Source organism: Thermogutta hypogea, assembly GCF_055386265.1.
This window is the reverse complement of record NZ_AP042425.1, coordinates 145,005-158,223: the sequence shown is the minus strand read 5'-3', so window position 1 is coordinate 158,223 and position 13,219 is coordinate 145,005. Positions and strand designations below refer to the sequence as shown.

The following is a 13,219-nucleotide window of genomic DNA, read 5'->3' as shown; positions in this document are numbered from 1 at the left end:
CTCACCTCGCGATCAGCGGCCTGTCCGCGGCCGGCCTCTTTGTTCGATCAAGCCCCGCGCCCAACCGTTCCATCTCCTTCAGCAGTCGTGCAGCCAGTTCGGCCGACTCGGCGTCGTTTTCGACAAAGCCTTGAAGGCCTTGCCAGGCCTCGACCAACTCCCGATAGCCCCCTTGAGCATTGCTGCCGGCGGCCCGGGCGATCGCATCGCGCGCCCGTTGCACCGCGGCTTTGCGACCGGGCAAGGATTGGCCCGACGGGGCGGGCGACGCTCCTAGCCCGGCGTCCGATCCGGGTATCCCCGATGCCCCTTTCCCTCCGCGACTGCCGGAAGCTGACTCGCCCGTTCCGCCCCCGGCCGCCGCACCGGCGTCCGTGTTTTGCCCTTGGCCGTGTGTTGGATTGCCGCTGCCCTCTTGGCCGTCGGATTGGGATGAATCGGCCGATGACTTCGCTTCCTTCCGCGACTCACTGGATTCTCCGGAATCCGCCGCCGGAGGATGGGCGGTGCTATCCCGCGGCGAAGCTTCCTCGGCGGCCGTTGTATCGGCCCCGGGATTGCTCGGCCGGCGACACCCGCCCACGCACAACAGGCAACCAAAGACGGCCGCCAGAACCACCATCACGGAAATTGCCGCTGGTACTCGCATAACTACCCCTTCACTGCGAAAAACACGCAGGGTCCGTCTCGGCAAACACGAAGGTTCCGAAAGAACTCTGACGACATCCATCCTGCATGCGAAGGCCCCTTTCATCGCCGGGAAGCTCGAAGAGGGCATCAACACGTATCGTACTTGCGTGATTGGACAACCTAAGTCCAACCCCGCCGATTCGGGAGCCGCTCATGAGACCGGTATATTGTCTCCGTACGGGCGGGCAACGGAGTCCAACGCAGGCGGAGTCACCAGGTATTTTAAGCCGGAGAAAAGGGAAGAACCAGACAGAGTAGGGATTATCTCGAACGGCCGGCAGCCCTCGAACGCGGGCCGAGCGTAACTATGGCGGGGTGGCCGGGCGGGAGAAACGGCGCCCCTATCTTTCGCGCGGTCTTTTGGGAAGGCTTCGCCGCATTTCCCAATTATGGCGATTTTCCACACTCTTCCCAAAACACGAAGATCACCAGAGCCGATAAATTCGGCGCTATTCGTAGATTTCCACCTCGGCGATCGACATCTGGCCGCCGCGTTGGTTCGGCCCGTCAGGCTTGAGTCCGCGGATGCGGATGACTTTCGCCTGAATCAGCTCGCAATTCAGTTCGACGCTTCCCCCCGTCTGGTCCGCAAACGTGCCCAGGGTGGTCCAAGCATCGCCGTCGAGAGAGGCCAGGACGTCGAATTCGGTCGCAAAGCCGGGTCCGAAGTGGATGACGATGCGTCGCACATTTTCCTCGTGGATGAGATGCACGTCATAGGCCCACGCCCATTCTCCGCCGGCCTGGGCCCACGTGCGGGGATCGCCGTCCACTCCGTTCCAAGGGTGAAATAAGCCTGCGGACGGCCCCAACGGATATCCTCCGTGGACGTTCAGCATTCGCGTCGGTTTGTGCCAGGCCTTGTTAGCGGCCGGCACGGCGCGGCCCTCCCGCCATGCATCCAAGTCTCGTGCTCTCTCCGCCAAAGTGCCGCGCAGCGACTTGAGGATTTCCAATTGGGATCGGTCCACATCGCCGTCCCGATAGAGCACGACATCGATGGAAACCACTCCACCCGCGCTGGTAACCATGTGGACATACTCACCCAGTGCCCATTTGCCCATTTTCGTTCCCGGCTGGGCCCAACCGGTACCGTCGGAACCGCAGCCCAAATAGGCCAACAGGTGCCACTGCTCGCCGTTCACAAAGCGAGAGGCCGGCCAATCAAAAAAGATATTCTGCTCACCGGTCGTAAAATCTTCGTGCTTGGAATAGGGGCGAACGCGCTCCTCCACGCCCGGGTTGAAGGCCACGATGCGGTCGGGATATCCGGCGCGAAGCCCCTGGGCGAGAATCGCGAGCTTATCTTCGTCGTAGCCGATCCACGGATAACATCCGTCCACCCACCAACCCTTCACTCGGTCGCCGTAACGAAGACCGTATTCCTTGACCACGTCGGCCCACTTAGTCACGAATTCCGTGGAAACGGCCCCTTCGCCGGCGAATCCCAGGGCTTGGGCCGCCTGGGGATCCCGCCGCGGCCCGTCGCCCGTCCAGTACAGCATGAGCGGAATATCGCTTTTCCTGAGCGACTGGTACAGATCCTCGATCAAGTCCCGCGTGGCGCACGCCTCGCCCGGCTGGTAACCCGTGAGTTTGTCGAACGTGGTGTTCGGCGCGATCATGAAACGCTCTCCCTGCATGACCGTGAAGATCACGTAACCTGCGCCGGCCTCTTTCATCCTTTCGGCGAACCGTTCCGTATCAAACTCATGGACGCACTCATCCCATGTCGTCCGACGATTCAAACTCGCGACATGGTCCGGGTTGTTTTGCAAACCATTCAAATAATGCACGAAGACTCCGTACTTCGCCTCCGCGAACCAGTCCGTCTTGTGAGGCGCCCGTTCTTGGCCGCACAACGATGTCGCCAAGGATAAGACGACAACCGCCGCCGTCGCACATCTCGCCATCTCAATGCCTCCTCCCTTCCGGAGTCGTCCTCGGTGACCCTTTGCGTCCGCCTTTTCCTCGGCCATCCCGTTGCCGGTGTTCGGCTGCCCCTGCCTCCTTCCAGGAATGGCCGGTCCGAATCCGCACATCCAGCGTAGTTTGCGCTCTCAAGGAGATCATTCCCAAAGCCGACGTTGCTCAGGATAGCAGTTTCCCACAATGAGGGCACCTCCGCGGCGACTGCTTTTTCTTTTGGACCGCCTCGACAAAGGCGGCTCCCAGAATGCCGGTGGGGAGCGCGAACATCAAGATACCCATGATCGCCACCACACCTCCCAGCAATCGCCCCGGGACCGTTATCGGATATATATCGCCGTAACCGACGGTTGTCAGCGTTGCTATCGCCCACCACATTGCCGCTGGAATACTCGAGAACGCATTCGGCTGCGCTTCATTTTCGCAATAGTACAAAAGGGTCGCCGCCACCACCAGCAACAACATCATCATGACCAATGTCAATATCAGCTCTTCCTTCTTGGCCCGGATCGCGTCTCTTATAACCATCAGTGAGGACCAATATCTTCCCAACTTGAATACTCGGAATATGCGAAGCATGCGCAGCACCCGGAGCGCCCGTAGATCGCCGGTAATAAAGGGCACATAAAACGGAAGAATGGCCAAGAGATCGATGATCACCATCGGCGAAAGCGCGCAGCGAAGGCGTCCGCGAATCGCCCCGGCAAAGCGCGGATCCGCCGTGCAGGACCAGAGCCGCGCGATGTATTCGAGGCTGAAGAGCAATACCGATACCCGTTCGAATACCTCAAGGTATTTGCCCCACCGCAGTTGGATCGACGGCACCGACCCCATAACTACGGCGATCACATTCAGAGCGATGACCGTTACGATTACTACGTCGAAAAGACGGCTGGCGATATCACCGGGCTTGGCCGCTTCCATGACTTCCCAGATGCGCTTTCGCAATCGGGCACCCTCCTTTTCCTCGGTTCGTCGTATGGTTTTCGCGCGCCCCCCTCAGTATATTTGGGGTGGCATCGCCTGAGAATCACGAAAGCGGCCCAGAGGGCGACTGTCCGTGTCTTATTCACGGGGACTTCGTGCCGTTCGCGTGCCGGTGTGCTCCAGTCCCGTGTGCCGGCTGGGACGATCCGAGGGTTGCGCCCTTGGATCGAACCTGCGACGGGCGAAAACCACGCGGGGAATCGGCCGTCTTGCGAGTGAACCGTAAAGGAGCCGCGTCATGTGCAAAACAATCCGGGATCGGCGGATGTCCCCGAGGCTTCGTGGAGCCGCGCGGACGCAAATCGCCGTATTTCTCTTGATTCCGGCGGTCGGTCTGGGTATCGCATATTCCTGCCCTGCCGCGACCCAAGGCGAGGGGGCCGGCACCCCGCCCAACATCGTGATCGTTTACGCCGACGACCTGGGGTATGGAGACGTCTCCGCGTACAATCCCGATCGCGGGAAGATTCCCACTCCCAACATGGATCGCCTAGCGCGCGAAGGAATGCGCTTCACCGATGCCCATTCGAGCAGCAGTGTCTGCTCGCCCTCTCGTTATACGTTGCTCACCGGCCGCTATCATTGGCGAACGCGACTGCAATCAGGCATCGTCGGCGTGTTCGGAGAGCCTCTCATCGCTCCCGACCGGATGACGATCGGCACCTTGGCGAAGCAGCGGGGTTATCGAACCGCGTGCCTCGGCAAGTGGCATTTGGGCTGGGATTGGCCCATCCCCGCGGAGGAAATGAAATACTTTCGCCTCCCTCGCAATCAAAATGAGCCGCCGGCGTCCAATGAAGAGCAGCAAGCGAGCTGGCGGCGCGTCTTCGGCAACCGGATCCCAGGCGGTCCGACCGAACGGGGATTCGATGAATACTTCGGCACGGATGTTCCTAACTGGCCCCCGTTTTGTTTCATCGATAATGATCGCACCGTGGGAGTTCCCAATGTGCTGTTACCTGCTCGCTTCTTCAACTCCCAGCCGAAGATGGCATCCCAGCCCGGACCGGCCGTCGAAGGTTGGCAGTTCGAGCCGGTCCTTCCCACCATCACACGCCGGGCGTGCGAGTTCATCCGGCGTTGCGCAGCACAAGGTCAACCGTTCCTGCTGTACTTTCCTTTGACTTCACCTCACGAACCGTTGGCGGTTAATCCGCAGTGGCGGGGAAAAAGCGGGCTGAACGTCTACGCCGATTTCGTCATGGAAACTGATCACGCCTTGGGCGAAGTGCTTCGGGCCTTGGACGAAGCCGGCCTTGTTGAGAACACCTTGGTCATTTTCACCAGCGACAACGGCAAGGCGGAATATACCGGCGCGTCGGAGCTGGAGAGCATGGGCCACTATTCGAGCGGCCCCTTTCGCGGATACAAATTCTCGGCCTACGAAGGGGGCCACCGCGTGCCGTTGATTGTGCGCCGGCCCGGCACCATTGCTGCCGGAGGCGTCTGCCACCAACTCGTCCACCAAGCCGATATCTTTGCCACGTTGGCTGAAGTGCTGGGGGTACCCGTCCCCGACAACGCCGGCGAGGACAGCATCAGCTTGCTTCCGCTGTTTCGCGGGGATGATCGTGCGGTGCGAACGCACGCCGTCAGTTGCAGCGGCGGAGGCGTGCCCGCAATACGCGACGGGCGGTGGAAATTGATCCTCTCCAAGCCCCCCGAGTTGTTCGACCTTCTTGCCGACCCGGGCGAGACGACCAACCTGGCAGATCAACATCCCGAGCGAGTCACCGCCATGCAATCGCTCTTGGAGAGGCTGATCGTCGAAGGCCGCAGTACGCCCGGCCCTCGCCAAAAAAACGACGTGAAGGTACGCCGCCATCCCTGAGCGTTCACATGCGGTTCGTTTATTCCACGGCCGACGTGCGTGGAGGCGGCTCCCGCAATCCTCAGCGTGCAAGACAGGAACCACCCTCATGAAGTCCATGCGTAGCTTCATCCGTGTCGCGTTACTGTTGGTTTTAGGCTACGGCCTCCAACCGATGCTGCATCACGCGGCCCGCGCGGACGATGGGCCTCTTCAGCCCCGGATCGTGGGCGCGCGGTGGCAGATCGCCGGCAACCCCGACTTGCGCGAACTGACCGGTGAGAATCAACAACCGGTCGATTTCGGTATTTGGCAAGCCGCCGACGGCACATGGCAGCTTTGGTCGTGCATTCGCAAAACGAAAGAGGCCGGAAAGACTCGCCTCTTTTATCGATGGCAAGGCTCGCGGCTGACCGATGCGAACTGGACGCCGATGGGAATCGCCATGCGGGCCGACCCGGCCGTTGGAGAGGAGGAGGGCGGCTTGCAGGCCCCGTTCGTGTTCCGTCATGACTCACGCTACCTGATGTTCTACGGCGGATGGACCGTCATCTGCTCCGCCGAAAGCCGCGACGGAAAGGCCTTTCGCCGTATTCTCGACCGCGAGGGCCGAGCCGGCCTCTTCGGCGACGCGTCCGGCAATTCCAGAGACCCGATGGTCCTGCGGGTGGGTGATCGGTGGTACTGCTACTACACGGCCCATCCCAACGACCGTGGGGCCGTCTATTGCCGCACCTCACTCGACCTGAGGGAATGGAGCGAGGCACGCATCGTAGCCGGGGGCGGGCGAGCGGGCGATGGGCCTTATTCGGCCGAGTGCCCGTTCGTCGTGGAACTGAGCCCCGAAAATTATTACCTATTTCGCACGCAACGCTACGGCGAGAATGCGCAAACGAGCGTGTACTTCTCGCACGATCCGCTGGACTTCGGCGTCGATCGCGACGAGGATCACTTCGTATGCACGTTGCCCATCGCCGCGCCGGAGATTCTACGGCACCAAGGAGAGTACTTCGTCGCCGCCTTGCTTCCGAGCCTGAAAGGAATCGCCGTCGCCCGCCTGGCCTGGACCAAGGAACCCTGATGAGCACCGGTTGATGGGCGCGCCGATGCCGCCGCACAGGAACCAAGGGTCGTCCACCGGCCTGGACCGTGTCGCCGCCGACGTCGCTCGAATCACGGCCCCGCCGCCGTCAGCTTGCCGGCGGTTCTTCCGTCCTCTCGAAAGCGCCGATGTCCACGGCGTCGCCTTGCGGGCGAGCCGTCCCGCGGATATCGACCGGCGGTGCGCCCTCGGCAACACCGGCGTCCACGGCGGGACACTTCGCCCGCAAACGAAAATCCGCGTTCGCGAAATCGAGGAATATTTCGGCCGGATCGCCCACGATCAGATTATGATCCACGATCATGCCTTCCCCGCGAACGTTGAGCGCGGAAGCCAGGTTGTTGCGCACGATGCAGTTGCGCGACGGCGTGCCGTTCTTGTGGTTTCCGATACGGACGGCGGCGGGGCCCGGCCGGCGGTCGTTGGGATCGATCACCGTGTTGTTGACGATTCTGCAATTCACCGCACCGCCGAACGTGATGCCGTGATAATGGTCCGTGAAGACGACGTTATTTTCGACGACCCAATCGACATACATACCGTCGAAGCAACCGATGCCTTGCAGGGTGCCGCGATGCGGCTGGTTCGGATCCTCGTAATTGATGATCACGTTGCCGCGGAGGACGATGCCCTTGACCTGCCCGGTGCCTACGCCGCCCGGCCCCGCGGACCAACTTTGGAATCCGTCGTCATGGTTTTGATTGACGTCGTAGCAGTTCTTGACCAGGTTGTATTGAAAAACACCGTAGTCCCCCAGACCGCGTAACCCGTCGCCCGCGAAGTTCTCGACGACATTGTGCTCGACGAGACCGTTCGGGCCGCCAATGGAGATGCCGAAATCGACGTTTTTGAGGCGATTCCGCCGCACGGTGATCCGGGCCCCGTTGGCCGTGATCCCGTCGCAGGCCCGCCGATTCCAATCCTCGGCCGACCACCGCGAGGTATCCGCCGCCGATTGGAGCCGGCAATCTTCGACCACGATATCGTGAACGGGTCCCCGCCAACCGTGCGATTCTAGGAAGATCATGGTCCGCGGCTTTTCGCCTTGTCCGTACTCGGGACTTACGTGCAAGCCCTTGAGAATCCAATGCGAGGCGGACTGAATGCGAATACTGCGAAATCGCGGCGTGTGACCGTCCTCCGCCCGAATCGTGATGAAATCCGCGTTGTAATGGCTGCGGATGACGAGGTCGCCGTAATCGCCGCTCCGCAAGCAGATCGTATCTCCCGGCCGGATCGGCGCCCCCTCATGCCTGGGCACCAAGGCGGCGTCGGGTTTATACGGCAGCGACTCCCAATCGCGGGTCTCGATCCAACCGCGGTCGAACACGTCCTGGAGGCTCTTCCAGGGGCGATCCTTGCTGCCGTCATTGGCGGCATCGCCTTGTTGCGGATCAACGTAGAATTCCGCCGACTGCGCGGATAGCGCCGAGAGAAACATGACCAGCATGACGCCCGCGCAAGATCGCAGAATAGGGCAAGAGTGGATCATCGGGAGCTTCCTTGGGATGGAAAACCGGGGGGACATCTTGCTGGCCGTCGCTCACGTCGCCCGTGTTCGCCGGATACGGTTCGGCGCGACCCTCGCGAACATGCCGCCATTATAATCGCCTGCGTGGGGCACGTCGCCACCCAAGGCGCGGCTCACGTGATCCGTTCCAATTGAAGGGGATTGCGGTTCAACGAAGCGGCGGAAACGACTCATCCCGCAAGGACGAGATCATACCCGACCGCGAAGATGGCGGCATCGACCAAGGCGTGGCTTAACCACGGTCCCAGTAGGGACCCGGAGCGGTGGTAGATCCAGCACCAGACAAAACCGCCCAGTGCCACCCCCGCCGAAAAGACGACCTGCGCCACGGAACCCCAGCCGAAATACACTCCCAAGATGATGACGTGATGGGCCGTGAAGGCCAGGCTCCCCATCACCGCGGCGGGAGTGAACGACATAAAATCTCGCAGGCGGCCGAAGACGAACCAGCGCCAGTAGTACTCTTCCAGCGCCGAATGAACGAGCGACACGAATATCCCGAAGGCCGCATAGCGCGGCGCGGAATCGAGGCCGAAGCCGATCAGCTTTTCGCGAACAGCCTCGGCCGCGGCCTGAAACGGCGGGGTCCCTCGCAGCCCCGCGAAATAGAGAAGCATCATCGCGGCCGCGACCGACACGCCGAACGCCAAGCCGGTCACCAACCCGGCCGCCGAGCGAGGCCGGCGCGGAAAAGGCCGCCTCTCGACGCCGAAGTGCCACAATAGCGGCAACGCGAACACGATCTTTCCCAGGGCATACGCCGACCGCTGCCAAAAGACGGGGAGGGCTTGAGCTTGCACAAAATAAAAAAAAGCAGCCACGGCCGGCAGAACCATAGCTGCTATCAGGACTGGAATCACACTGGGCGTTGATTTGTAAAGCCGAGAGTCGTCCGACATCTCGCTTTAACCCAACACGTTCAACACCGGTCTCGCCAGGGCCGGCTCGACCGAAACCAAGCGGAACTTGGGTTGCGGCGGGGCCGTATGATACTCGATCGGCCCGGAGGTCAATTGCCACAGCCATCCGGCGGTATTCCACAGCGATTTCGCCACGCCGTACATCCCCCAAACCTGTGTTACGATCCGTTCCTTCCACAGCGGATCGATCTTCGGCAGGGATCGCAAAAGGTTGATGGGATTGTAGAACGCGAGATAGGCGGCAATCATGTTGAGTTGCCGCACCAACGGACTGGAATGGCCGGTCGCAATGGCGTGATTCCCATCGTAATGGCAATCCTCCACCGGCTTTCCGCCCGCGCTCTTGAGCACGATCCCGTCTTGATAAGGCTGCTCGTAACCCTTGCTTCCCACCGAGGGCGTCAGCATCGTCACTTGACAGGTAATCGCGCCCGTCTTGAACAGGTAGTTCACCTGGTTCAACAGTCCCTGGAGGCTCCTCCACGACCAGAGCGGCTGCCTATCGTGATGCATCATCATGGGCATGGGGGCGATCCCATGCTCGATCAGATGATTGAAGACGATCTTCGTCTTTTCCGGCGATTGGCCTTTCTTGACCAAATCCGCCGTAAGATCCTCGATGCCGAACCAGATGCTACGAAGACCGGCTTCCCGAGCCAGCGGCACCAGATCCAAGTTCTTGTGGACGTCGAACTCCGTGGCCTCCGTGGCGAAGCGAATCTCATCGCGGAAGGGACGATTATGGAACGTCGCCCGCGCCATCGCGGTGAAAATCTCCTCCACCGTCTCCCGATTATTGAAGAAATTGTCGTCCGTGCCGAAGAAGTTCGTGATTCCGGTCCGCTCCTTGATTCCCAGGAACTCCTCGACTAATCGCTCGGGACTCCGCCAACGAAACGTGTACTGGTTGTAGCCCGGAATGGGACAGTACGGGCAATGGAATTTGCACCCGTGGGTCGTGATCACGGAAACCACCCTCGCATACTCGCCCATCTTCTCGGTTGGGATCGGTTCCGCGGAAAGCGTCTCGCGGCGATGCGGCGGCTCGAACAGCGAAAAGGCGTCGAACGGCAAGGGAAGCTCGTCCAAGTCTTGCACCAATCGCTGGATGCCGGTGTCGATCAGATACTCCGGCATCCCGACCGGCGGATCGGGACGAAAGACCAAGCCCGGTATCCCGTTCAAGGCCCCTTCGCTGCGTGCCCGTTCAAAGGCGTGCCGCATGTGCTCGCCGGGCAATTTGTACTCCAGAACTCGATCCAACAGCTCGAGTAAGACATATTCCTCGCCCGTGCATACCACATCGGCGCCGACCGAGCCGTCCTCCGACAGCCCGAAAAAATCCCACGGTTCGTAGATGGCCTTGGCGCCGCCGGCGATGATCAACGGACGATCCTCTCCCAGCTGCCAAGCATCACGGATCAGATCGTAGGCCCGCGCACTGTGAATCTGCATGCTGGAGACGAGCAACAACTCCGGCGTTCGGCCGTCGATCTTGGCGCGACTCGGCCGGATATTGGGGTTCCATTGCTGCATAACCACCCGCAGCTTCGTGAAGCCCGCGGCGTATAACGCCGATGCCACGGCCCGCGGCGACCCCGGAATCAGCAGTTTCTCGATGATGACGAACGGACCCAGGCTGGTCCGTTTGTCGAACGCGTAGATGAAGAGGGTGGGAATGTCCTCGCGATAGGCACGCTCGCGCACCTCGCGTTCCAATTCCCGATATCTCCCCGCCGGGGTATAACGATCATTTTTTTCTCGTCGTGGAAGTTCCATTTCACTAACCTTCTTCAAGACCTTTCTTTCGTGCGGCCGGAGGCATCCCCGATACGCAACCCGTCATTCAAAGCGGCCCGAGCGTACCGTCGATCCCTGGTGCCCGATTTCCGCGCGAAACCGATGACACAACCGAATTGGGCGAATTGTATACGTCCGCTCAACCAAATGCAAAACTGCCCACCATGGAAAAGTGAGCCTACCCGCAGAGGGCGGTCAGAGGAAGAGACGGCGAGGCGAAGCGAGTCGGCCGGATCGTTGGGACTATGCACGCTAACGTTATTCCCCAAGGAGCCCCCAACCGCCGCGTGTCGCACAAAAAGGCGGGCAACCAACAAGAAGTCGCCGCAAGGATTTTCGACGCGTCGGAATATCAAACCCTCTCGATTTTGAACACGCCGCCGCCCAGGCGGCCCACCCCCACCCCGCCAAGGGGCCGAAGGATCAAATCATCATAGGGTTCGGTCGGCCGAAATGCAATGATAAAAGACAATTCTCAGGGCCATATTTTTTTCCAGTTTGCGGGAAAAACATTCGTTTTGAACTAATCAAACGGGCGGCGCGGCTGAACCGGGATCAAGACCACGCATTCTCGCCACCCTCTTGACAACCGACCCCCAATTAGAGTGAATGCATGATCGCCGGGGCATCGCCGACGGAGATCACCTCCGGCCTTGCCGATGACTTACCCTGCACAACGAAAAATGCGCCTATATTACCCATTTTTTCGCATATCGCTTGGGCGGCGGCGGGTCCTGTCACGAAAAACGCCGTCGATAGCGCATCGGCTTCGGCAGCGGTTGCCGCAATAACCGTTACGGAAAGACAATGGTCCACGGGAAAACCGGTACGAGGATCAAGGACGTGCCCGAACCGCTTGCCCTCGTGGTAAAAGAATTGGAAGGCCGTGCCGGAGGTCCCCACAGCTTGGTCAAGAATGGCAATCTCGCCCAGTCGACCACCCCTGGAGAGCGGGTCGGCTAACCCTACCGGCCATCCCTTCCCACCGCTAAAATCCCCCCCGACCACCTCTATCCGGCTCCCTCGGGCCAGGATACTGCTCTTCCCCCCGTGGAGAAGAAAGTCTTTGACGCCGTGCCCTTCGATCGCCTCAGCCAGCCGATCCAACGCATAACCTTTTCCCACACTACCCAGATTCAACTTCAGTCCTGGTTTTCGGAAGGCGATGGTCTTGTTTGCCTCGTCCATCTCCACGAAATCCCAGCCGACGCTGCCCATGGCTTCGTCCAATTCGGACTGGGAAGGGAGCCGACCCTGCCGTCTAGCAAATCCCCAGGCCTCCCAAATCGCCGCGGCCGTGATGTCGAATGCGCGGTCCGTCTTTTCCCACAATTCGCGGCAGAATCGCAGCAGGTCCCAAAGCTCCGGCGAGACCGGAACCGGCCCGAAAGACGCTAGGGCATTGATTCTGCCCAACTCCCCCCGAGGCCGAAAGAAGGACATCATGTCCTCCAGGGGTTCCAGCAACCGGATCGCTGCCAACCCCGCTTCCATGGCCTGTTCATACTGGGCCAGATTGAAGACGACCTGGAACTCTCCGCCCATCGCCTTGGCGGTCAGCGACAGCTCCCGTCCGACTCGTTCAGGGGCCTGCTCCCCGGCTCCGCGCTCCCTCTGCGTCTCGTCGCCATCGCTTGGGCCGCGCCCGACCGCACGTGGCTTCGTCAATCGCCGCAAAAACTCTCGGCGGGCTGCGTCGAACGTCATCACGGGAACCTGTGAAACGAGTGATCGGAAAGGGTCCGCGAATCGGCGGGAAGCGTCTGGAGCCTCCTCCGCTGTAAGATCCGAACCATGGACGCAACGGAGCGCGCCCCTCTCCAAAGCTTCTCATCGAATTCCATTGCCGGACGCCGGAGGATTATTTCGCCAGCTCGCGGCGAACCTGGGTCTCCGGTATGCCGAGTTGCTGAGAAATCTCGAGCAGGCTGAAGCCGTAGGTCGCCAGGCTGCGAACTTCTTCCCGCACCGTTTGCGGCAACGGTTCCTCGCACTCGGGACCCCGCGCTGATGCCGCGCGGGCGGCGTGCGCACCGGCCGAGGCTTCGTCGCTTCGTGCCGGCTCCACGGTCTCGTCCATCGCCGGCAAAGGGGCAAGTCGGGGAACGGCCCCATCCCGCGCCGTCTCTGCCGCCGCCAACGCCCGTTCCAATCGGGTCGCGGCCGCCTCCGCTCGGGACGTCCATTCTTGTAACACCGCCAGCTTGCTATCGATCCGGGCCAATACTTCGCGTGATTTATCGTGCAACCGAACTTCCAGCTCATCCTCTTTGTTCGAGAGCGCCGATTCCTCGCGTGCGAGCTGCCTTTTGCCCCACATTTGCGGCTCGAATGCCACACGATCGGGCGTCCGCCGCCGCAGTCGCCACATCAGGTACCACAGTACAACCACCACGGCGATGGGGAAAAGGAGCTGGAAATCCATATTTCAGATCGGCTTGCACCGCCTC

The 13,219-nt window shown here is 60.9% G+C and carries 10 protein-coding genes; 2 read left to right on the top strand and 8 right to left on the bottom strand.

Annotated elements, in window-relative coordinates:
• Nucleotide 1 precedes the first annotated feature (1 nt).
• The 3 genes from ACZ5B4_RS00515 to ACZ5B4_RS00505 form a co-directional block, all read right to left on the bottom strand.
• Nucleotides 2-649, bottom strand: a complete 648-nt coding sequence (locus ACZ5B4_RS00515) for a hypothetical protein (protein ID WP_464912483.1) — start codon at nt 647-649, stop codon at nt 2-4.
• A 490-nt stretch (nt 650-1,139) separates the two neighbouring features.
• On the bottom strand, nt 1,140-2,603 hold the full coding sequence (locus ACZ5B4_RS00510; RefSeq protein WP_464912482.1) for an alpha-L-fucosidase: 1,464 nt from the start codon (nt 2,601-2,603) through the stop codon (nt 1,140-1,142).
• 178 nt (nt 2,604-2,781) lie between these two features.
• Nucleotides 2,782-3,567 carry an ion transporter gene (locus ACZ5B4_RS00505; RefSeq protein WP_464912481.1) on the bottom strand — a complete coding sequence of 262 codons (786 nt, stop codon included), beginning with the start codon at nt 3,565-3,567 and terminating at the stop codon, nt 2,782-2,784.
• A 277-nt stretch (nt 3,568-3,844) separates the two neighbouring features.
• Here ACZ5B4_RS00505 and ACZ5B4_RS00500 point away from each other — a divergent pair, with 277 nt between their 5' ends.
• Together ACZ5B4_RS00500 and ACZ5B4_RS00495 are read left to right on the top strand one after the other, a co-directional pair.
• Nucleotides 3,845-5,437 carry a sulfatase family protein gene (locus ACZ5B4_RS00500; RefSeq protein WP_464912480.1) on the top strand — a complete coding sequence of 531 codons (1,593 nt, stop codon included), beginning with the start codon at nt 3,845-3,847 and terminating at the stop codon, nt 5,435-5,437.
• A gap of 88 nt (nt 5,438-5,525) precedes the next feature.
• On the top strand, nt 5,526-6,497 hold the full coding sequence (locus tag ACZ5B4_RS00495; RefSeq protein WP_464912479.1) for a hypothetical protein: 972 nt from the start codon (nt 5,526-5,528) through the stop codon (nt 6,495-6,497).
• 109 nt (nt 6,498-6,606) lie between these two features.
• Here the strand turns inward: ACZ5B4_RS00495 and ACZ5B4_RS00490 are convergent, their stop codons facing one another.
• From ACZ5B4_RS00490 to ACZ5B4_RS00470, 5 genes are all read right to left on the bottom strand, one after another.
• On the bottom strand, nt 6,607-8,010 hold the full coding sequence (locus ACZ5B4_RS00490; protein WP_464912478.1) for a choice-of-anchor Q domain-containing protein: 1,404 nt from the start codon (nt 8,008-8,010) through the stop codon (nt 6,607-6,609).
• Nucleotides 8,011-8,219: 209 nt separating this feature from the next.
• Nucleotides 8,220-8,870 (bottom strand): CPBP family intramembrane glutamic endopeptidase, encoded by a 651-nt coding sequence (locus tag ACZ5B4_RS00485; protein ID WP_464912477.1) that lies wholly within the window; start codon nt 8,868-8,870, stop codon nt 8,220-8,222.
• 84 nt (nt 8,871-8,954) lie between these two features.
• A complete protein-coding gene (locus ACZ5B4_RS00480; RefSeq protein WP_464912476.1) occupies nt 8,955-10,748 on the bottom strand; it encodes a B12-binding domain-containing radical SAM protein in 1,794 nt (597 codons plus the stop codon).
• 621 nt (nt 10,749-11,369) lie between these two features.
• The gene (locus ACZ5B4_RS00475; protein WP_464912475.1) at nt 11,370-12,476 is read right to left on the bottom strand and encodes an FAD:protein FMN transferase; all 1,107 of its coding nucleotides are present in this window, start codon (nt 12,474-12,476) and stop codon (nt 11,370-11,372) included.
• Between the two features lie 154 nt (nt 12,477-12,630).
• Nucleotides 12,631-13,194 carry a hypothetical protein gene (locus ACZ5B4_RS00470; RefSeq protein ID WP_464912474.1) on the bottom strand — a complete coding sequence of 188 codons (564 nt, stop codon included), beginning with the start codon at nt 13,192-13,194 and terminating at the stop codon, nt 12,631-12,633.
• Between the last annotated feature and the right edge of the window lie 25 nt (nt 13,195-13,219).